The organism is Mesorhizobium sp. B263B2A (assembly GCF_020165775.1).
Lineage (GTDB): Bacteria > Pseudomonadota > Alphaproteobacteria > Rhizobiales > Rhizobiaceae > Mesorhizobium > Mesorhizobium opportunistum.
This window is the reverse complement of the sequence record NZ_JAIUIU010000001.1, coordinates 518,282-538,978: the sequence shown is the minus strand read 5'-3', so window position 1 is coordinate 538,978 and position 20,697 is coordinate 518,282. Positions and strand designations below refer to the sequence as shown.

Here is a 20,697-nt window from a genome sequence, read left to right as displayed (position 1 = left end):
CTTCAGATATAGGTTCGCCTGCGTGGACGAACCATGAACGATTGCCAAACACCAGCAAAATCCGCAAGTTCCAAAAATCCGATTTCGGCGATTGGTCCGATTTGGACGATTGGCCCGGACGTTTGGCCCGGACATTTGGCCCGGACATTTGGCATTGTCGCTGCGCGGCAGCCTGACTATACCTGCGGCTTGGCCATTGGCTTTAGACACACCCGTTTGCGGAGACCGGATACATGGCTGACGACACCAGTATTTTCATCGGCGCCAGCCGCAAGCTGGACGACAGCTATCAGCGTCCCGAGCAGTTGCTGCTGCAATATGGAAACCGCCACGGCTTGGTCACCGGCGCCACCGGTACCGGCAAGACCGTCACCTTGCAGATCTTGGCCGAAGGTTTTTCCAATGCCGGCGTGCCGGTATTCTGCGCCGACATCAAGGGCGACCTGTCCGGCATCGCCATGATCGGCTCGGCCCAGGATTTCCTGGTCAAGCGAGCCGAACAGGTCAAGCTCGACCCTTATGACTTCCAGGAATTTCCGGTCATCTTCTGGGATCTGTTCGGCGAGCAGGGGCATCCGATCCGCGCCACCGTCTCGGAAATGGGGCCGCTGCTTCTGTCGCGCCTGATGAACCTCACCGAGGCGCAGGAAGGCATCATGAACATCGCCTTCCGCCTGGCCGACGAGGAAGGCCTGCTGCTGCTCGACATGAAGGACCTGCAGGCGCTGCTCGCCAACATCGCCGAGCGCGCCGACGAGATCGGATCGCGCTACGGCAATGTGACGAAGCCTTCCGTGGGGGCCATCCAGCGCACGCTGCTGGTGCTGGAGCAGCAAGGGGCGGCAAACTTCTTCGGTGAGCCGGCCTTGCGGATCTCCGACATCATGCGCACCACCCGCGACGGGCGCGGCGCCATCAGCGTGCTTGCCGCCGATAAGCTGATGATGAACCCGCGGCTCTACGCCACCTTCCTGTTGTGGCTGATGTCGGAACTGTTCGAGGTGCTGCCCGAAGTCGGCGACCCCGACAAGCCGAAGCTGGTGTTCTTCTTCGACGAGGCGCACCTGCTGTTCGACGAAGCGCCGAAGGTGCTGATCGACCGCGTCGAACAGGTTGTCCGCTTGATCCGCTCCAAAGGTGTCGGTGTCTATTTCGTCACGCAGAACCCCCTGGATATTCCGGAGAAGGTCCTGGCCCAGCTCGGTAATCGGGTCCAGCACGCGCTGCGCGCCTATACGCCGCGTGAGCAGCAGGCGGTGAGGACGGCGGCCGAGACGTTCCGGCCGAACCCCGATTTCGACTGCGCCACAACCATCACCCAACTCGCCACCGGCGAGGCGCTGGTCTCGACGCTGGAGGCCAAGGGCGTGCCGTCCATGGTGCAACGCACTTTGATTCGCCCACCCTCGTCGCGGCTTGGGCCCATAACCCCGGCCGAGCGGCAAAAGCTGATCGCTGAAAGCCCGGTCGTCGGTCAGTATGATGAGGTCATCGATCGCGAATCGGCTTTCGAGATGCTGCAGAAGAAAGCCAAGGAGGCGCAGGACGCCGAACAGCAGGCGCAGCAGGCTGGCACAGGCGGCTCGCGCTGGACTATCCCGGGCTTCGGCAATGACGATCCGCCGCAATCCGGCGGCAGGCGGGCACCCGCGCCGCGCCCCTCCAACCGCCAGACCGTGGCCGAGGCCGCGATTAAGTCGGTCGTGCGTTCGGTCGGCTCATCTGTCGGACGCGCGATCGTGCGCGGGATCTTGGGGAGCCTGTCGAGGGGACGCTGAACTTCCGGCCGGGGAGGGCGCCAAGGCCCTACTGCGTACAGCGCCGCGCGTCCGCTGGACACATGGCGCCGTAGCCCTCCATAGATGTTGTCGACTCAGAAAATCGAATCCGTGATCGCCTTGACCGGCCCGAGCAGTACCGATCCGTCCGGCACGCCGGCGTCGATCGGAATGGCCTTGTGGTTTGCCGTCGCCGCCGCAACCATCGGCTGCCTGGCATCGCTGGTCACGATGACCGGTGACTTCGACGGCACGCGGTCGTAGAGATCGATGATGTCCTGGTTCATCAAGCGCACGCAGCCCGACGAAACCGACTTGCCGATCGAGCGCCACTCCGGCGAGCCGTGCAAGCGGTAGAGCGTGTCCACATTGCCCTGGAAGAGATAGAGCGCGCGCGCGCCGAGCGGGTTTTTCAGCCCGCCGGGCATGCCGCCATTGTCGGCGCTGTACTGTTTCAATTCAGGCTGCCGGGCGATCATTTCGTCCGGCGGTGTCCATTTCGGCCATTTCTGCTTCCACTGGACGACGGCGTCGCCCGACCATTCGAAGCCGGCACGGCCGAGACCGACGCCATAGCGGATGGCCTGGCCGCCCGGACGGACCAGATAGAGGAAATGGCCTGTCGTATCGACGACGATGGTTCCCGGCTTCTGTCCGGTCGGGTCGGGAACGATCTGGCGCAGGAACTGCGGATCGATCCTGTCGACGGGGATGGCCGGCAGATCGAAGCCGCCATCGCTGACGGCCGCATACATCGAGGCATAATCGGCAAGCGGCGGCTCGACATAGGTGGGCGGCGGCGGTTCCACCGGGCCTGGCCCGGTGGTGGCGCATGCGGAAACCGCGATCGAGGCGGCGCCCAGGGCGGCGGCGTTGAGGAAGCCGCGACGGCTCAGGCGAAAGTATTCGATTTCGGTTATGGACATAGTTGCCTTCTTTAGGACTCAAATTCCAACAAAGCGTGAATACACCGACCGCTGTTGCGGGTGCCTGACAACACCTGGCGCGATAGGCGGTTCCGAATCTGGCCCGAACGTGGACAAACAAAGGCGAAGCTGTGACCGCGTCGTCACTGTGGCGCCATGGCCACAGCCTGTGGCCGGCAACAGCCTGTTGCCTAGCCGCCGGATACCAGGGCTTCGAGGCTCGGCAGGATCAAGGCCGGCGGAAAGTCCCGGTATTCCTCGGGCTGGTTGGAACGGTTGATCCACACCGTGCGGAAGCCGAATTTGGTGGCGCCTGCGATGTCCCAGCGATTGGAGGACTGGAAGGAAACCGCGCCGGGATAGAGGCGCCAGCCGGTGGCGACCATGTCGTAGACCGCCGGATCGGTCTTGAAGCGCCGCACCGCATCTACGGAATAGACATCGTCCAGAACCTGGTCGAGCGCGGCGGACTTGACCGCGGCCTGCAGCATTTCGGGCGAGCCGTTGGAGAGGATCGCCAGCCGGGCGCCCGAAGCCTTGAGCGCTTTCAGCACCGCCGGTACTTCGGGATAGCAATCCAGCCGCCAGTAGGCTTCCAGCAGGTTCGCCTTGAGCCCTGGATCGGCCGAGGGCACTTTGCGCAGGGCGAAATCGAGCGCCTGCTCGGTCAACTGCCAGAAATCGGCATAGGCGCCCATCAATGTTCGCACCCAGGAATATTCGAGCTGCTTGGCGCGCCAGATTTCGGACAGCAACTGGCCGTCCGGCCCGATCTGGTCGGCATGGCGGCGCACCGCGGCATGCACGTCGAACAGCGTGCCGTAGGCGTCGAAAACATAGGCCGCGTATTGCATGGAACAGTTTTGGGGCGAGGCGGGGCAAGGTGCAAGTCCCGATTGCATCGCCCCTGCCGCTGGCCTCAACAAAACTCCCCCATGCCGGTTGACGGCGCCGGCCAAAGCATCATCCAATGCTACAATGCGATTGATCGGAACGGGAAAAACGCGATGACATTGGCGGCCGCAGCGCAATCCGCGACATGGACTTTCGTCGATGGCGACTGGTACGAGGGCAACGTCGCCATCCTGGGGCCGCGCAGCCACGCCATGTGGCTTGGCACCAGCGTGTTCGACGGCGGCCGCTGGTTCGAAGGCGTGGCGCCCGACCTCGACCTTCATGCCAAGAGAGTGAACGCCTCGGCGATCGCGCTCGGCCTCAAGCCGAACATGACGCCGGAGCAGATCGTCGGGTTGACCTGGGACGGCTTGAAGAAATTCGACGGCAAGACGGCTGTCTACATCAGGCCGATGTACTGGGCCGAGCATGGCGGCTACATGGGCGTGCCGGCCGATCCTGCCTCGACCCGTTTCTGCCTTTGCCTCTACGAATCGCCGATGATCCCGCCGTCCGGTTTTTCGGTGACCGTGTCGCCGTTCCGGCGCCCGACCATCGAAACCATGCCGACCAATGCCAAGGCCGGTTGCCTTTACCCCAACAATGGCCGTGCCATTCTCGAGGCCAAGATGCGCGGCTTCGACAACGCGATGGTGCTCGATATGCTGGGCAACGTCGCCGAGACGGGCACCTCGAATATCTTCCTGGTCAAGGACGGTCATGTCTTTACACCGGCGCCGAACGGCACCTTCCTGTCCGGCATCACTCGCTCGCGCACGATAAATTTGCTTGGCGAGTATGGCTTCAAAACCACCGAAAAGACGTTGTGCGTGCGCGATTTCCTGGAGGCGGACGAGATCTTCTCCACCGGAAACCATTCTAAGGTGGTGCCGATCACCCGCATCGAGGACCGCGACCTGCAACCCGGGCCGGTGGCCAAGAAGGCGCGCGAGCTCTATTGGGACTGGGCGCATTCGGCGACAACCGGCTGAGGCGCCGGTCCGGTCGTTTTGTCGCTGCCCGGTTCGCCGCGGGAAAACCGTGTGACAGTTTTCCGGAACCCGCCTAGAAAGGGAACTGGCGCTTCATTCCGGAGTTGTTCCAGCTCAACCCAGACCTATCTTACTCCGGTACGGACACCGGATTTTTCCACGAGGGAGTACCATCCATGGCTTTCGAATTGCCCGCTCTGCCCTATGACTACGAGGCCTTGCAGCCTTACATGTCGAAGGAGACGCTGGAATATCATCACGACAAGCACCACAAGGCCTACGTCGATAACGGCAACAAGCTGGCCGCCGAGGCCGGCTTGGGCGATCTGTCGGTCGAAGAGGTGGTCAAGCAGTCGTTCGGCAAGAATGCCGGTCTCTTCAACAATGCCGCGCAACACTACAACCACATCCATTTCTGGAAGTGGATGAAGAAGGGCGGCGGCGGCAACAAGCTGCCCGGCGCACTGCAGAAGGCGGTCGACAGCGACCTCGGCGGTTACGACAAGTTCAAGGCCGACTTCATCGCCGCCGGCACGACGCAGTTCGGTTCGGGCTGGGCCTGGGTCTCGGTCAAGGACGGCAAGCTGGCGATCTCGAAGACCCCGAACGGTGAAAATCCGCTCGTCCACGGCGCATCGCCGATCCTCGGCGTCGACGTCTGGGAACATTCCTATTACATCGACTATCGCAACGCCCGGCCGAAATATCTCGAGGCGTTCGTCGACAGCCTCATCAACTGGGACCACGTCCTGGAGATGTACGAAAAGGCGAAGTGATCTATCGTCAGAGAAGCCCCGGCACCCCGGGGCTTTTCTTTTTCTGCGCCGAAATCCAACAGCAAAAATCATCCAGGCGAAGGGGAATATTCCACCCGTCGCATCCGTTAACGCTTCGTCCCGAAACGCCTTCATCATGGAGCCAAATGAATGAGAAAGCTTGTCATCGCCATCTCAATGCTCGCCTTCGCCGGTTCGGCCGCCTTTGCCGATCCGATCCTCGACCGGCAGGCCCTGATGAAGGAGCGCGGAAAGATCGTCGGCGGCTTGGCGAAAGTGGCCAAGGGCGACGAGCCCTTTGATGCCGCGGCCGTGCTGACGCAACTTCAGGCGCTGCAGGCAAATGCCGAGAAGTTCGACGCCGATGCCATGTTCCCGAAAGGCAGCGATACCGGCGACACGACGGCGGCGCCAAAAATCTGGGAAGACATGGCCGGCTTCAAGGCCACCGAAGACAAGTATCTTGCCGACGTCAAGGCGGCGGTCGCGGCGGCTCCCGCCGACGTCGACGCGCTGAAAGCGCAAGTCGGCGCCATCGGCTCGGATTGCGGCACCTGCCACCAGACCTATCGCGTGAAGAAGGGCTGATAGCGGGCAATGTCCCGGCTGAAAAAACTCGTCGGCGCCCTCATCATCTTGGGTGGCGTCGGCGCGGTTGCAGGCTGGATCCTGTCGGCGCCGACGACGCTGGACACGCAGGCCCTGGCCAAGCTTGGGCCAGGTGACGCAGCCAAGGGCAAGCGCATTTTCTACGCCGGCGGCTGCACCTCCTGCCATGCAAAACCGGGCTCGCAAGGCGATGCCCGGCTTCAGTTGGTCGGTGGCCTCGAACTCAAGACGCCGTTCGGCACCTTCGTTCCCCCCAACATTTCGCAAGATCCCAAGGACGGCATCGGCGCATGGTCGCTCCAGGATCTCGCCAACGCCATGCTGAAGGGCGTGTCGCCCTCGGGTCGGCATTTCTATCCGGCATTCCCCTACGCTTCCTACGCGCGCATGAATCCGGCCGACATTGCCGACCTCTATGCTTTCCTGAAGACGCTGCCCGCGGTCGCTGGCAAGGCGCCGGACAACTCGCTGGCATTCCCATTCAACATCCGACGTGGCATCGGCCTGTGGAAGCGCCTCTATCTCAGCGATCAGCCGGTCATTCCTCTACCCGATGGCACGCCTGAACCGGTGATGGCTGGCCGCTATCTGGTCGAGGGGCCCGGCCATTGCGGCGAATGCCATACGTCGCGTGACCTTGCCGGCGGCACCAGGAAAAGTGAATGGCTGGCCGGCGCCGTCGCCGCCGAAGGCAAGGGCGTCGTGCCGAACATCACGTCGGGCGAGGGCGGCATCGGCAACTGGTCCGAATCCGACATCGCCAACTACCTCGAGACCGGCTTCACGCCGGATTTCGATTCCGTCGGCGGCGCCATGGTCGACGTGCAGCGCAACATGGCCGAGCTGACGCCGCAGGATCGGGCGGCCATCGCCGCTTACCTCAAGGCTGTACCGCCACATCCAAACGGCTATCCGGCGCGCAAGCCGGCTGCGAATTGATCTACGTCCGCCCCAGGCGGCTTCAGGCGTCGGATCACAGGTGCCGGTCGCCGAGGAAATCAAAACCCGTTTCGAAGAAAAGATTGTAGTTGCAGGTCAACTCTTCGCCCGCTGCGATGTCGCGCAAGGCATAGGTTTCCTCAGGCGAGGAGACGTCGCAATTCGGTTCGTCGTCATGGTTCATGTAGCGGGCATCGTCCGCTTCGAAGACGATATAGGCCGGATCGCGCCTGTCGGGGTAGGAATAGCGGTCCAGATAGTTCTTCACCGGCCCCGTCTCGCCCTCATAGGTTTCCACGTCGATGATCCGGTCGAACCGGGGGTCGAGCTTCCAGATCAGTGTGCCCTTGGGGATGTGGTTCTTGGCAAAGACGCCGATACCCTGGATCGGCGATTTGTCGAGATAGACGTCGACGAGCAGCATAGTGGACCCTTGTGCGAATGTGGGCCTCATCGCCCGGGGAAATCGTGCTTTGGGTAGCGCGCGACCGTCGCAATTGCGAGCGGAAATCAGCAGCGCGGAATTCAAAAGATCATGATCGTCGCGCCTGGCGGGAGAGCGCCCGCCGTCAGCGCTGTTGCAGGGCCAGGCGGACACCCAAGGCGCAGTAGATGCCGCCGACAACCTTGCCCTGCCATTTCAGCACCGTCGGGTTTCGGCGCAGGAAGGTACCGAGCCGCCCGGCGCTCACCGCAAAAACGACCGTGCTGAAAAGGCCCAGCAGAACGAAGATCACCCCGAGTGTCATCAACTGGAGCATCACCAACCCGTTTTCAGGCCGCACGAACTGAGGCAGGAAGGCGAGAAAGAAAAGCGCGGTCTTGGGATTGAGCACTTCGGTCAGGATAGCTTGCCCGAATGCCTTGCCGGCCGAGATCGCAAGCTTGCCGGCGGTCGGATCGGCGGGCGTCTTTTCGATGATCGCGCGGATGCCGAGATAAACGAGGTAGGCCGCGCCGATATACTTCACGACGCTGAACAGCGTCGCGGAGGTGGCGATGACGGCCGAGATGCCGACCATCGCCATGGCTGTGTGAAACATGTCGCCGGCCGCGATCCCGGCACCCGTTGCGATCCCGACCTTCGTGCCCGAACTCGTTGCCCGGGCAATCGTCAGCAGGGTGGCCGGGCCCGGAATAAAGACAAAGCCGAACACAACGGCGACATAGGCGATCAATGTGGACAGATCGATCATCGGCGGGTCTCCTAGGCAAGCTGGGCCTTGCCCGTCACCTTCAGCGTGAAGGCATAGGTATAGGCTATCTCCTCCAGGCGTGAAAACCGGCCCGAAGCACCGGCGTGGCCGGAATCCATGTTGATCTTGAACAGCACTGGATTGTCGCCGCTCTTGCGGTCGCGCAGCCGCGCCACCCATTTTGCCGGCTCCCAGTAGGTGACGCGCGGATCGGTGAGGCCGGCGAGCGCCAGGATCGGCGGGTAGTCGAGCGCCGCGACATTGTCGTAGGGCGAATAGGCGGCGATCGTCCGGTAGTCGTCGGCTGACGCGATCGGATTGCCCCATTCCGGCCATTCAGGCGGGGTCAGCGGCAGGGTCGCGTCGAGCATGGTGGTGAGCACGTCGACGAACGGAACCTCTGCGACGATGCCGCCGAAACAGTCCGGCGCCATGTTGGCTATGGCGCCCATCAGCATGCCGCCGGCCGAGCCGCCTTGCGCGACGATGCGGTCATGCGCCGTATAGCGCTCGGCAACGAGGTGGCGCGCACAGGCGATGAAGTCGGTGAACGTGTTCATCTTGTGCTCGCGCTTGCCGTCATCGTACCAGCCGTAGCCCTTGTCCTTGCCGCCACGGACATGAGCGATGGCAAAGACAATGCCGCGATCGACCAGCGAGAACCAGTTGGTGTTGAAGGCGGCCGGCACGGCGATGCCGTAGGAACCATAGCCATACAGCAGGCAAGGTGCGGATCCATCCAGCGGTGTGTCGCGATGGTGCAGAAGCGAGATCGGCACCAGTTCGCCATCGGCGGCGGGCGCCATCAAGCGCCTCGTGACATAGTGGTCCGGGTCGTGGCCGGAAGGCACTTCCTGGGTCTTGAGCAGCACCCGCTCGCGCGTGCGCATGTTGTAGTCGAACACCTGCGACGGCGTCGTCATCGACGAATAGGAAAAGCGCATGGTCTCGGTGTCGTATTCGTACGACCCTGAAAGGCCGAGCGAAAAGGCTTCTTCATCAAAAGAAATCAGGTGCTCCTCGCCATTTGCGCGATCGCGCACGACGATGCGCGGCAGGCCCTCCTTGCGCTCGAGCCGGACCATATGGTCTTTGAAGCCGATCACCGACAGGATCAGCCGGCCCGGCTCGTGCGGCACCAGCTCCTGCCAGTTGGCGCGCACCGGATCGCTTGCCGGCGCCGTCATGATCTTGAAGTCCTTCGCCCCGTCCGCATTGGTCAGGATGAAGAAAATGTCGCCGCCTTCCTCCAGCTCATATTGAAGGCCGGTCTCGCGCGCCGAAACAAGCTTGGGTTCGGCAAAAGGATCGCTTGCGCTCAACAGCCGGTATTCCGAGGTCTCGTGATCGTTGATGCCGATCATGATCCATTCGTTGTTGCGGGTGCCGTCGACATTCATGAAGAAACCGGGGTCGGTCTCCTCATAGATCAGGCGGTCGTCTTCAGGGTTCTGTCCCAATGCATGGAACAGCACCTTCGACGGCCGGTGGTTGGGATCGAGACGGGTGTAGAAGAACCCGTCATTGCCGGCATCCCACACACCAGATCCGCCTGTGGCTTGTATCTGGTCCGCCAGGTCCTTGCCATCGGCAAGGTCGCGCACGCGCAGCGTGTAGAATTCGGAGCCCTTGTCGTCGAAGGCCCACAGCAGCTTGGCGTGGTCGGCTGAATGATCGACGCCGCCGAGCCGGAAATAGGCCTTGCCCTCCGCCTCCGCGTCGCCGTCGAGCAGGATCCGCTCGGTGCCGCCGTCGCGCGGCATGCGGAAGTAACGCGGCTGCTCGCCGCCAAGCTTGAAGGAAGAACCATAGGCATAAGGCCCGTCCTTCATGGGGACGGAAGAATCATCCTCCTTGATGCGGCCCTTCATCTCCTTGAAGAGCTGCTTCCTAAGGCCTGTCGTATCGGCCATCAGCTTCGACTGGTAGGCGTTCTCGGCTTCGAGTTCGGCGCGTATCCCCGCATCGAGCAGGGAAGGATCCCGGAACATCTCCTGCCAATTGTCGGCTCGAAGCCAGGCATACTCATCCGTTCGCGTGATGCCGTGATGCGTGTCGGTAAACGGCCGCTTCTCGGGCGCCGGCGGGCTGACGGATGGAAATGCGGAAGTCTTGGTCATTGCGTCTCGCTCTGCCCGTGTCTCTGGTCTTTGCCGGCCAGTCTCATGCGACCGTATTCACGGCTTGGCAAGTGGCCAATCGAGGCGGCCGGCCGGCGGACATCTCGCCTGGTTGCCCTACGCGAAAAAGACGATCAGCAACCTGTGGTTTCGTGGACAGATGTGAACAACCAAGCTTGCAAACGCGATAACCAAGCAAAGCCGAGCATTCAAACCCGTTTCGTGAGTTATCGCGAATGTAATGGCGAGCTGACGCGACGTCAGCCTTTGCCCGTTTGGCCGAAAAAATATCGAAAAATTACATGATGCACGAAAGATTGAAGCTGAACGACGAATAGTTGATCAACATTCGTAGATATAATGCAGTGAGTGAATTGACTTACTTGATCCATGGCCGCATTGATGTGCCCGCGACACGAATCGCAGAAGCTCTACCTGCACAAAATTCGTGCAATGCCCTGCCTGCAAAAATGGGCACAATCGACGTCACTCTTGTTGGGGCCTGAAGACCATGGATATTGTCGAATCACCTTCCCGAAACAATGAAGCGCTGATCGAGCTCACCGCCGATGTGGTGGCTGCCTATGTCAGCAACAATCCGGTGCCGGTTGGCGAACTGCCGAACCTGATATCCGATGTCCACGCTGCCCTCGGGCGTGTGGGCGGAACCGCCGAGCAGCCCCCTGCCGACAAGCAGAAGCCGGCTGTAAACCCGAAGCGCTCCGTCCATGACGACTACATCGTCTGTCTCGAGGACGGCAAGAAGTTCAAGTCGCTCAAGCGTCACCTGATGACCCACTATGATCTGACGCCGGAGCAGTATCGCGAAAAGTGGAACCTCGACCCGAGCTATCCGATGGTTGCCCCGAACTACGCGGCGGCTCGTTCACAGCTCGCCAAGAAGATGGGCCTCGGCCGCAAGCGCAAGGCGCGGTAGTCGCTCCTCGTCAGGCTTAACCGACATCAACGGCGCTTTCGGGCGCCGTTTGATTTTGCGGCTTGATAGACGGGCAGGTGATCTAGACGGACAGGGGACTTAGGCGGTCTGTTCGAGCGCCATCTCGGCATCGCGCTTGATGCGCTTGACCATCGAGCGGAGGCCATTGGCGCGCTGGGGCGACAGGTGTTCGTCCAGGCCGAGCGCCTTCAGCGTCGCTTCGGCATCGGTCTTCTGGATTTCGCTGGCGGTCCGTCCCGAAAACAGCGCCAAGACGATCGCGACCAGTCCGCGCACGATATGGGCATCGGAATCGCCCCTGAACGCAATGACCGGATCGGGGCCCGGTCCCCGTTCGGTGGTCAGCCAAACCTGGCTGACGCAGCCGGGCACCTTGTTGGCGGCGTTGCGTTCCTCATCGGGAAATGGAGGCAATGCTTCGCCGAGTTCTATGACATAGCGATAGCGGTCCTCCCATTCGTCAAGGAAGGAGAAGTCGTCGCGGATCGTCTGGATCGAGGCCGTCATGACCCGGATATAGTGACCCGGCGGCGCCGCGTCACGGAAAAAACCCCGGCGGCGCCGCGTCACGGAAAAAACCCCAGCGGCGTCGCGTCACGGAAAAAACCCCAGCGGCGTCGCGTCACGGAAAAAACCCCAGCGGCGTCGCGTCACGGAAAAAACAAGGACACCGCGGACGTCGAGAGGGCAGACGGCCCGCGGTGCGCCGTCGAGACGGCTTAATTCTTTACCGGCAGGTTGACTGTCTCGGGCAGCACGATGTTCTCGGCCACGCTGCCGGTCATTGTCGAAGTGTCGGGGCCGGCGGACTTGTCGTCCAGCATCGCCGCCGCGATCTTGGCGGTCTCCTTGGCGCGTGCCGTGATGGTATGCATGGCGGACTTGCCGGTTTCGCAGACATCGGGCTTGCGCTCGCAAATGCCGGCAATGTCACCGACTGCGTCGCGTGCCGCGAACAAGGCCTGGATCGGCCCGACGCTTTCCTGCCCGGGTTCGTCCGAACCGGCAGTCAGGGGCAGCGCCAGCAGCACCAGTGAAAACCAGAAAGCCATTCTTATCAGGAAGAACATGCCTTGCCTCTCGTCGTGACCGGATCATGCATCACATGGCATGACCTCTTTTATGGCAGGATGTTGGCACACAGGCACGAAGGACGGCTTGCGGGTCATCCGACAATTTTCCTCAAATTTTAGACAAATTCGAAACCAAGCATTTTGCGATGGATTTGTCTCATATCGGGACGATTTTCGTTACCGACCAATAACCATTTATCTGGCTGTTTCCACTGCGCTTTTCTAGAACTCGAGCGTTTTCGTGCCCACCCCTGGTCCACTGTGGGCGGGCGTTCCCGGATAACCCTCCATTTACTATGGCGGCATTTGCCCGGGTTTTCGACGGCAAGCATCCCGATATTTGACACAGGCCGGGCTTTGGTCGGGCCTGCCCTTATCCATTCCTTAAACGCTGGATGAGAGTTTCAGAGCCAATCAAAACAATCTGCGGAAGCAGAGCTGTTCACGACGAGTGCGAGTGCGTTGAGTTGATGCCGATCAAGGCCAGATACGCTGAATTGCCTGGCGCGATTGCCGCCGGTTGCGAACGTATGGTCCATCCCTCCATTCTCGGTCAGGGCGACCGCGAGCGCCAGCGCCGCTTCATCGGCGTCATGCTGGCGGCGCCGTTCTTCGCAGCCGGTGCCGCGGTCACACTGGTCACGTCAGGCATGGGCGCCGCGGTGACCATGGCGGCCATCTTCGCGGCCTTCGGTCTGTGCTGGTTCATAGCCTTGCTGGCGGCGGCGACCGGCAAGATGGCCGTGGCGGCACGGATCGCACTGGCGATGGCGGCTGTTGCGCTTGGCGGCCTTATCGGTGCCGCCGGCGGCTTGAGCTCTCCTGTCGCCATGCTTGTCGTGGCGCTGCCGTTCGAAGCCTTGTGGATCGGCGCCTCGCGACGTGCGGCGCTATGGGGCGCTGCCTCGGCCGTCGTCGCCATTGCCCTTCAGCCGCTGTCCGCGGCCTTCCTTCCATTCGCGGGCGCGCAGATCGCCGCCTGGCATTGGCTGGTGCCGCTGGCCTGGGCGCTCACGGTCGTGCCGCGCATATCGGCGTTTCGCGATACCGCCGGTGCGGCCGATAGGGCGGATACCGGCGACCGGCTGGAAGACATCATCGATGCGGTGGTCCTGCGCGTCGCTCGCCATGGCGAAGTCCTGGACGCCTCGGCCAGGGCACGTACGCTTTTGAAATTGCCGCCGGAGCTGCTTTCGGGAACAGGTTTCTTCGATCGCGTCCATCTGTCCGACCGTGTCGCCTATCTCAGCGCCTTGGCCGACATGCGCGATGGCGCCCTGTCGCGCCGCCTCGAACTGCGCATCAGGCTGCCGCAGAACGGGAATGGCCAAGGTGACAATCGCCTGATGGCTGACAATTATCGGCCGTTCGCGCTCGAACTGGTGCGCGGTGAGGAGCAGGGCGATGTCTTCACGCTGGTCCTGCGCGAGAATGACGAGACCGCCCGGCTGCGCCAAGAACTGGCGCAGGCCAATGAGGCGGCGGCCGCCGCCGAAGTGGCCAAGGGCCGGTTCCTGGCGGTGGTGAGCCATGAACTGCGCACGCCGTTGAATGCCATCATCGGCTTCTCGGACATGCTGCTGCACGAGATGTTCGGCGCCTTCAAGGACCCGCGCCAGAAGGAATATGTCGGCCTGGTGCGCGATTCCGGCCAACATCTGCTGGCCGTCGTGACATCCATACTCGACGTATCGAGGATCGAATCGGGCGCCTACGCAACGGAACCGGAGCCGTTCCGGTTCATGGAAGCCGTGGACATGTGCCAGTCGATGATGCGGCTGCAGGCGCAAGCCAAGAACATCGACCTGCAGACGCAGGTCGCGCCGGACGCCGGCGACATCAACGCCGATCGCCGGGCGGTGCAGCAGATACTCATCAACCTCGTTTCCAATGCGGTCAAGTTCACGCCTGACGGCGGCAATGTCGTCGTCGGCGCCAAGCGGATCGGCTCGCGTCTGCATTTCTGGGTCAGGGACACCGGCATCGGCATCGCCGAGGAGGATTTCGCCAATCTCGGCAAGCCCTTCATGCAGATCCAGAATGACTACACCCGCCGTTTCGAGGGCACCGGTCTTGGTCTTTCCCTGGTGAAGGGCCTGGTGGCGCTGCACGAAGGCACGATGTCGATCGAAAGCATGCCGGGCGAGGGCACCACGGTGACTATCAGCCTGCCGGTCAACGGGCCGAAGGGGCGCCCAGTCAATCAGACCGGAGTGCTGACGATGCCGGCGATGAGGGCGAAAGGGGACAGGGATGGCTCGCTCCGCAAGACGGCCTAAGGCGGTCAAACGCCGCAGCAATGCCTTCCAGGACGGCGCCATTGCCGTCGGCGGCATGATTTCGCGCAATCCTGTCCTGGTGGGCGGGTCGACGGCATTCCTGGTGACGCTGTTCTATGTCTCGGCGAATGCGCTGTGGTATCAGCCTTTCCCGCACGCCGGGGCGTTTTTCGCCACCCGCAGCTTTCAGGGATTTCCACATACGGCCACCGACGAGCCCGAGACCACGATCAACATCGTGCGGCCGAATGCGGCGCCCGCTCCGATCAAGGGCGATCCGGTGGTCGAGCAGGTGCAGGGCATATTGAAGGACCTCGACTTCTATTCCGGCACGGTCGACGGCATTTCCGGCCCCAATACGCGCAAGGCCATAGAAGCCTACCAGCAGAAGGTCGGGCTCAACGCCTCCGGCGAGATCGACGCGATGCTGCTGGATCAACTGGGCGCGACGCCGAAGACCGCCGCCGTGCCGAAACCGCAGCCGCGTCCGGACACGTCGGCCGCCGTTCCGGTGTCTTTGCAGACAGGTTCTGGGCAGACAAGTTCTGGGCAGGCAGATTCCGGACAGAATGACGTGGAGACGAATGCAGCGTTGCAGGGGCCTGATCCTCGCATCGTCAAGATCCAGGCCGGACTGAAGGCGTTCGGCAATGACGACATGCAACTGGATGGGGTCGTAGGCGCCCGTACCAAGGCGGCGATCAAGGAATTCCAGTCGCTGTTCGGGCTGCCTCAGACCGGCGAACCCGATGAGATCGTCTACGTCAAGATGCGCGAGATCGGCCTGACCAACTAACGGCAAAATGACGGCTCGCCGAGCCGCGGAAACAGCGATACATAGCCCCGCACGCTTTGCGGAGTTTTCATGCGCGTCACATCGGATCTCTGGGTTTCGGCCCTGTTGCGCAGGATTTTCAGCGCCGGCGGATTTGCCGCCGTGGTCAAGCGCGGCGCGACCGAGGCCGGTGCCGTTTTCGTGCTGGCGCGGGGCAGGCTGGGTGAAATGGCCCTCTATGGACCGGCGCCGCAGACAAGTTACGATTCGGCCAGGCCCGACGACCGCTTCTTCACCTTGCTTGCCGCCGGCGACGATGCCGCCGTGCTCGACGCGCGCCTCGAAAGGGAAAAGAAGTTCGATCCCGAGATTTGGGTGGTCGAAATCGAGGCCGGCGCCATCTCCGTCGAGGAGCTTATTTCCGTGAAGATGCCCTGAGGCCGGAGGGCGTCACGGCATCGTCGCTGTTCGATGCCGTGCGGCTGTCGCCGTTTGCAGGCGCGGCCTCGCGAACCGCTTTATGCAGCGTTTCGGCCTTCCAGCCCCGCACCCTGTCCAGCGCCACGTCGCGATGCAGCAGCCGGTAGCGGTCGAGGTAGGTGCGGATCGCCTGCGGATGCGGGAACAGGCCGGGATAGACGGCGACCGTGATCAGGAATGCCCGGTCCTCGCTGAAATCGAGCGAGCGCAGTGCCGCAAGCAGCGGCGCATAATTCTGGTTGGCGGTCAGCGATCGTGCGGTCGAGAAATCGATGTCGAGGGCATCCGCAAGCGCGGTCTGGAAGAAGGCGGCGTTTCCCGTCAGTGCCGTCTCGCGCAGTTTGACATAGGTATCCGAGCCAGGGAACGCATCGACCTGTGCCGCCAGGGCCTCGTCGCCGGTGCGCATCATGGAGCGCAGCCTGCGCCGTGCATTCTCGGCGGCAATGCCGGAGGCCTGTTGTGCTGCCGCACTGTCTTGCGCCACGTCCGTGGTGACGGCGGCCACGATCGGTGCCGTCGGCGCCGTTGAAGCTTGCGCCTCTGGATCGCGCATGCGCACCAGGGTCGGTCTTTCCAGCGCCCTGATCAGGTCGGCGATGGTCGGGTTCAGATCCTTGCGCCGCGCGATGGCGCGTGCGTGCGGCAGCCCATGCCGGCCGATCAGCGCGATGAGGTCGATGTCACTGACCGCGCGGGAGCGGATGAGCAGCGGCGCGGCGACATCGACCGGCTCCTCGCATAGGCGACGCACCAGCGCGGCGGGCGCATATTCGCATTCGGAAAGGGCGGCTGCCACGTAGCGTCGCGATTCAAGGGACACATCGTCGAACAGCGGCAGCGTCAGGTCCTCGAGCTGGCCGATCTCGCGGCGGGACGGGCGTGTCAGCGAGCAGAATGCCGACACAGCGGCGCGGAACAGCCTTTCGGCCCTTCCCGATTCCGTTCGAACAGCGATTTGCCTGAAGTCCGAAGATGACACGAAGGATACGCCCGATACTCGATACACACTTGGCCACGCTCACCGGGCTGTGCCGGTTTCGCGATTGCCTCGGTCAGAACGTGCTGACCTCGGAACAAAGATCAAGTTAGCGATGATCCGTTAGCGCTCCGTTAACCCTCTGCCGGCCTTAATAACATTTGGAGGCGTTGCGTTGTGCTCCGGGGAAACCGAGAGGAATGCGCGAATCATGGGCATGGTACTGTCTTTCGTGCCGCGAACGGCACCGACCAATCGAGTAAAGCAAGCCACCGAAATACCGGCGGCGGTGATCATCTTTCCCGGCATCCGCTACGAGCGGCCCCAGGCCGGCGAGGTGCGGCCTGTAGATCCGGACACGCCGGGATCATCGCGGACGAAGCCTGTTCCGCACCATTGAAGCGCGGTGCTTAAACGGATCTAGGCGGCGCTAGAAGTCCTGCAGCTCGCAGGAACTCTGATCGAGAAAGCGCGACACGATGGGCTTCCAGCTGTCGTCCGGCACGAAGCTGCGGATGACGAAAATGCCCTCGTTGATCGGCGCCTCGACGAAGATCGCTCCCTGCATATCCTCGGGAAGATCCTTGCGCACGTCGATCATCTGCGCCGATGTCAGCACCACGGCATCCAGTTTGCCGCCTGTCGCGGTATGATCGTTGAAGGAATAGATGTTGTGGCCGCTGCGGTCATAGACCGACACCGACCAGAAGGGCACGTTTCCCGGCGCCCTGATCCGGACAATTCCCTCGTCAAGGTCGAAACGGCAGGCCGTGGCATAAAACAGCGGGTCGACCGATTTCACCACCGGCGCGCCGCCGGCCTCGGCATCGAGCCGGTTCATCCTGTAGAGATCCGAGGCCATGGAAAGACGCGACCAGGCGTCACGTTCCGAGAATTCCGGCACCAGAAGCAAGACGACGATGTGCACGATGCCGGCGCCGACGAGGCCGAGCAGGACAGCGTAAAAGAGCCTGCGCATCGCGGCATAAACACTACGCATCGCAGCCCACCTTCACGATCCTGGGCAGCGAGACGTCGGACAGGCCGGTGCTGCTGGCGATCGGCGTGTCGTAGAAAGTGAGGACGAAATACATCCGCCCAGAACCGTCGGTCAGAAGCCAGTTGCCGGGCATTGGGCGATGGCCGGCGGAAATGATCACCGAATTGTCGGGCTGGCGAACCACCTCGTAGGACTGAAGTGCCGCAAGTCGCGGTTTGCCGGTTTCGACGACGCCGAGCGATTGATCGGCGGCATAAAGCGTCCAGAAGCGGGCGGTCGGGAACCCTCCCTCTATCGTGTAGGTGCATTGCCGCTTGAGCTGGTCGCCGGTAGCATCATTTTCCGCGACGAAGGACAAGCCTTCCGCGCGGCCGAGCGCTAGCACACCCTCGCGTGCCACGCGCGCCTTGGAATAGGGGTCCGCGGCCGGCGTGCCGATGTCGGGAAAAGCGGTCCATTGGCCGATCCTGATCGCGCCGACACCGTCCTGGATCTTCAGCGCATACCAGACGCTGGCGCCGCCGCCGCCAATGGCTATGGCAAGCGAAAGCAGCATCAGGAAGGCATTTTTGAGCATGAAGGGCCGGGTTCACAGAGGATTGCCGCTCGGGGATATCGCGGCGCGGGGCCTCGTGGCAAGCCGGCGAGATGGATTTGCCTGTAGGCCCGGTTCGCGCCGTGGCGGTGTTACAATGCCGAAAGCGTTTCGGGCGTGGTGGAGGTGTCGAGCCTGGGGGCCGTCTGGAACAGTTGGGTCATGTCCCTCAGCGTCTGCGTGGTTCGGCTGGACAGCACCGGCGGGCGTTCGGCGGCGGCTTCGGCTGCCGCCTGGTCCTCGCTCTTCTTCTGGGCTTCCGCGGCCTTGGCCGCGATCTCCTCGTCGACGAACGGCTTGTCGATGCCGGGGATCGGCTTCAAATCGATGTTCTGATGCGCGTAGACCATCAGCCGCTGCCACACCATCGCCGGCAGCGAGCCGCCGGTCATGTTCTTGGTGGGGGTGAAGTCATCGTTGCCCAGCCACACGGCCGCCGTGTAGTTGCCGGTGAAGCCGACAAACCAGGCGTCGCGGTAGGATTGCGTCGTGCCGGTCTTGCCGGCGACGACGATATTGGGGATCTGTGCGCGCCGCGCCGTGCCTATCACCGGTACGGCCGTCAGCATGGTGTTCATGGATTTCAACGCCTGCTCGGAGAGCACCCGATGCGGCGGCGGCGCGTCCTTGGTCCAGTCATACACCACGTCGCCAGTACGGGTGACGAGCTGCGTGATGCCATGCCTGGAGCCGACGAAGCCGTTCTGGGCAAACACGCTGTAGCCGGTCGCCTGGTCCATCACGGTCATGCCCGAAGTGCCGAGCACCATCGTCTTGTGTCCCTCGAGCGGCGATTCCACGCCAAACGCTTCCGCCATCGCCTTGATGGGAGCGATGCCGAGATGGTCCTTGGCCAGTCGCACCGGCACCGTATTGATCGACTTCGCCATCGCCATCAGCAACGTGATGTTGCCAGCCGACTCGCCGCTGTAATTGTGCGGCGACCAGTTGCCCCAGCTGATCGGCCCGCCCGAGATGATCGAGTTCGGCGTAAAACCGTGTTCCATCGCCGTGGCGTAGACATAGGGCTTGAACGACGAGCCGGTTTGGCGCAGCGCCTTGGTGGCGCGGTTGAACTGGCTGGCGCCGTAGTCGCGGCCGCCGACGATCGCCCGCACCGCGCCGTTGGTCTCGATGACCACCACGGCACCTTCGGTGACGTTGTACTCCTTGCCGAACTGGCGCAGGTGGAACTCGACGGACTCCTCCGCCGCCTTCTGGATGTTGGCGTCGAAGGTGGTGTGGGCAACCAGCGAATGCTGGCCGGGCTTGGCGATCTTCTTGACCTCGTCGAACGCCCAGTCGAGGTAGTAATCCGGGCTCTTCTGTTCGCCGCGATCGACGACGTCGGCGGGATGCAGCCTGGCCTGCAGCACCTGGCCCTCGGTCATGAAGCCGGAATCGACAAGGTTGGACAGCACCACATTGGCGCGCGCCCGCGCCGCCGGCAGGTTGATGTGCGGCGCGTATTTGGTCGGCGCCTTGAACAGGCCGGCCAGCATGGCGGCCTCGGCGAGGTTCAGGTCCTTGACGCTCTTGCCGAAATAGAAATCCGCCGCCGCCTCGATGCCGAACGTGCCGCCGCCCATATAGGCGCGGTCGAGATAGAGCTGCAGGATTTCCTTCTTCGACAGATTGGCCTCGAGCCACAGCGACAGGAAGGCTTCCTTGATCTTGCGCTCGAAGGTCCGCTCATTGGTCAGGAACAGGTTCTTGGCCAGCTGCTGGGTGATGCTGGAGCCGCCCTGGACGACCGAATTCGCCCGCACATTCTCGAAGATGGCCCTGGAAAGGCCGAGCACGTCGATGCCGTAATGGTCGAAAAAGCGGCGATCCTCCGTGGCGAGCACCGCCTTGATGACATGATCGGGCATCTCGTCGACCGGCACGGAATCGCGCTGGATGATGCCGCGCTGGCCGATCTCGTTGCCGTAACGGTCGAGGAAGGTGACGGCGAAGTCGCCCTGCGCCCGCCAGTCGCCCGAGGTGTCCTGGAAGGCCGGAATGGCCAGCGCCAGCATGACGACGATGCCGCCGGCACCGAGCGTAAAGCCTTCGCTCAAAAGTTCGACGATGCCGCGGCGCCAGCCCTTGAGCCGGAAACGCCGCGAGAAGATCGTCGCGGCTTCCCAGAACTGGCGCGCCTTGAACCCGATCTCGTAGAGCGAGGAATCGAGCCAAGCGTCCAGCGCCAGCAGCCGGGCGGCGAGCGGACCTCTTCTCTTGCGTGGCTCAGGATCGACCATTCAAAAACCCGGCTCGGCTGTGACGCAACCTGAAAACCGCAAGCAGGCAATTTCAGGGCCGCGCCCTGTCCTGACTATTCAT

Annotated in this window: 21 protein-coding genes; 10 read left to right on the top strand and 11 right to left on the bottom strand. The window is 62.6% G+C overall.

What is annotated here, in order from left to right; all coding sequences use genetic code 11:
* The first annotated feature begins 233 nt into the window (after window positions 1–233).
* Window positions 234–1,778 carry a helicase HerA-like C-terminal domain-containing protein gene (locus tag LB568_RS02650; RefSeq protein WP_224728968.1) on the top strand — a complete coding sequence of 515 codons (1,545 nt, stop codon included), beginning with the start codon at window positions 234–236 and terminating at the stop codon, window positions 1,776–1,778.
* A gap of 95 nt (window positions 1,779–1,873) precedes the next feature.
* Here LB568_RS02650 and LB568_RS02645 read toward each other — a convergent pair whose 3' ends face one another.
* A complete protein-coding gene (locus LB568_RS02645) occupies window positions 1,874–2,704 on the bottom strand; it encodes a L,D-transpeptidase (RefSeq protein ID WP_224728967.1) in 831 nt (276 codons plus the stop codon).
* A 191-nt stretch (window positions 2,705–2,895) separates the two neighbouring features.
* Entirely contained in the window at window positions 2,896–3,558 is a 663-nt protein-coding gene (locus tag LB568_RS02640) for a haloacid dehalogenase type II (protein ID WP_224728966.1), read from the bottom strand.
* A gap of 153 nt (window positions 3,559–3,711) precedes the next feature.
* Here LB568_RS02640 and LB568_RS02635 point away from each other — a divergent pair, with 153 nt between their 5' ends.
* The 4 genes from LB568_RS02635 to LB568_RS02620 all read left to right on the top strand — a co-directional run bounded on the left by LB568_RS02635 (window position 3,712) and on the right by LB568_RS02620 (window position 6,914).
* The gene (locus LB568_RS02635; RefSeq protein ID WP_013896471.1) at window positions 3,712–4,590 is read left to right on the top strand and encodes a branched-chain amino acid aminotransferase; all 879 of its coding nucleotides are present in this window, start codon (window positions 3,712–3,714) and stop codon (window positions 4,588–4,590) included.
* Between the two features lie 176 nt (window positions 4,591–4,766).
* Entirely contained in the window at window positions 4,767–5,366 is a 600-nt protein-coding gene (locus LB568_RS02630) for a superoxide dismutase (RefSeq protein WP_013896470.1), read from the top strand.
* Window positions 5,367–5,516: 150 nt separating this feature from the next.
* A complete protein-coding gene (locus LB568_RS02625; RefSeq protein ID WP_013896469.1) occupies window positions 5,517–5,954 on the top strand; it encodes a c-type cytochrome in 438 nt (145 codons plus the stop codon).
* A 9-nt stretch (window positions 5,955–5,963) separates the two neighbouring features.
* Window positions 5,964–6,914 (top strand): cytochrome c, encoded by a 951-nt coding sequence (locus LB568_RS02620; RefSeq protein ID WP_013896468.1) that lies wholly within the window; start codon window positions 5,964–5,966, stop codon window positions 6,912–6,914.
* A 34-nt stretch (window positions 6,915–6,948) separates the two neighbouring features.
* Here the strand turns inward: LB568_RS02620 and LB568_RS02615 are convergent, their stop codons facing one another.
* The 3 genes from LB568_RS02615 to LB568_RS02605 all read right to left on the bottom strand — a co-directional run bounded on the left by LB568_RS02615 (window position 6,949) and on the right by LB568_RS02605 (window position 10,230).
* On the bottom strand, window positions 6,949–7,338 hold the full coding sequence (locus tag LB568_RS02615) for an SET domain-containing protein (protein ID WP_013896467.1): 390 nt from the start codon (window positions 7,336–7,338) through the stop codon (window positions 6,949–6,951).
* A 145-nt stretch (window positions 7,339–7,483) separates the two neighbouring features.
* Window positions 7,484–8,110, bottom strand: a complete 627-nt coding sequence (locus tag LB568_RS02610) for a LysE family translocator (protein ID WP_013896466.1) — start codon at window positions 8,108–8,110, stop codon at window positions 7,484–7,486.
* 11 nt (window positions 8,111–8,121) lie between these two features.
* A complete protein-coding gene (locus LB568_RS02605; protein ID WP_013896465.1) occupies window positions 8,122–10,230 on the bottom strand; it encodes a S9 family peptidase in 2,109 nt (702 codons plus the stop codon).
* 511 nt (window positions 10,231–10,741) lie between these two features.
* Between LB568_RS02605 and LB568_RS02600 the strand changes: the two genes are divergently transcribed.
* Window positions 10,742–11,167 (top strand): MucR family transcriptional regulator, encoded by a 426-nt coding sequence (locus LB568_RS02600; RefSeq protein WP_013896464.1) that lies wholly within the window; start codon window positions 10,742–10,744, stop codon window positions 11,165–11,167.
* 99 nt (window positions 11,168–11,266) lie between these two features.
* On the opposite strand, the gene LB568_RS02595 is transcribed toward LB568_RS02600, so the two are convergent.
* Both LB568_RS02595 and LB568_RS02590 read right to left on the bottom strand, forming a co-directional pair.
* Window positions 11,267–11,695 carry a SufE family protein gene (locus tag LB568_RS02595; RefSeq protein WP_013896463.1) on the bottom strand — a complete coding sequence of 143 codons (429 nt, stop codon included), beginning with the start codon at window positions 11,693–11,695 and terminating at the stop codon, window positions 11,267–11,269.
* Between the two features lie 212 nt (window positions 11,696–11,907).
* On the bottom strand, window positions 11,908–12,258 hold the full coding sequence (locus LB568_RS02590; protein ID WP_023764389.1) for a DUF5330 domain-containing protein: 351 nt from the start codon (window positions 12,256–12,258) through the stop codon (window positions 11,908–11,910).
* A 533-nt stretch (window positions 12,259–12,791) separates the two neighbouring features.
* On the opposite strand from LB568_RS02590, the gene LB568_RS02585 reads away from it, so the two are divergent.
* The 3 genes from LB568_RS02585 (at window position 12,792) to LB568_RS02575 (ending at window position 15,753) form a co-directional block, all read left to right on the top strand.
* Complete coding sequence (locus tag LB568_RS02585; RefSeq protein WP_224729485.1) at window positions 12,792–14,540, top strand: sensor histidine kinase; 1,749 nt, start codon at window positions 12,792–12,794, stop codon at window positions 14,538–14,540.
* Window positions 14,515–15,336 carry a peptidoglycan-binding protein gene (locus LB568_RS02580; protein WP_224728965.1) on the top strand — a complete coding sequence of 274 codons (822 nt, stop codon included), beginning with the start codon at window positions 14,515–14,517 and terminating at the stop codon, window positions 15,334–15,336. Before LB568_RS02585 ends, LB568_RS02580 begins: the two co-directional genes overlap by 26 nt.
* Before the next feature lie 69 nt (window positions 15,337–15,405).
* Window positions 15,406–15,753, top strand: a complete 348-nt coding sequence (locus LB568_RS02575) for a DUF1491 family protein (RefSeq protein WP_224728964.1) — start codon at window positions 15,406–15,408, stop codon at window positions 15,751–15,753.
* Here LB568_RS02575 and LB568_RS02570 read toward each other — a convergent pair.
* Window positions 15,731–16,777: a hypothetical protein gene (locus LB568_RS02570; RefSeq protein WP_224728963.1), complete on the bottom strand. Its 1,047-nt coding sequence runs from the start codon at window positions 16,775–16,777 to the stop codon at window positions 15,731–15,733. The genes LB568_RS02575 and LB568_RS02570 overlap by 23 nt on opposite strands.
* Before the next feature lie 208 nt (window positions 16,778–16,985).
* Between LB568_RS02570 and LB568_RS02565 the strand changes: the two genes are divergently transcribed.
* Window positions 16,986–17,174, top strand: a complete 189-nt coding sequence (locus LB568_RS02565; RefSeq protein WP_140575776.1) for a hypothetical protein — start codon at window positions 16,986–16,988, stop codon at window positions 17,172–17,174.
* A gap of 30 nt (window positions 17,175–17,204) precedes the next feature.
* Here LB568_RS02565 and LB568_RS02560 read toward each other — a convergent pair whose 3' ends face one another.
* The 3 genes from LB568_RS02560 to LB568_RS02550 form a co-directional block, all read right to left on the bottom strand.
* Window positions 17,205–17,774, bottom strand: coding sequence for a DUF1254 domain-containing protein (locus LB568_RS02560; RefSeq protein WP_224728962.1), 570 nt, complete (start codon window positions 17,772–17,774; stop codon window positions 17,205–17,207).
* Complete coding sequence (locus LB568_RS02555) at window positions 17,767–18,351, bottom strand: DUF1214 domain-containing protein (protein WP_224728961.1); 585 nt, start codon at window positions 18,349–18,351, stop codon at window positions 17,767–17,769. Before LB568_RS02555 ends, LB568_RS02560 begins: the two co-directional genes overlap by 8 nt.
* 110 nt (window positions 18,352–18,461) lie before the next feature.
* Window positions 18,462–20,615 (bottom strand): transglycosylase domain-containing protein, encoded by a 2,154-nt coding sequence (locus LB568_RS02550; RefSeq protein ID WP_140575779.1) that lies wholly within the window; start codon window positions 20,613–20,615, stop codon window positions 18,462–18,464.
* Between the last annotated feature and the right edge of the window lie 82 nt (window positions 20,616–20,697).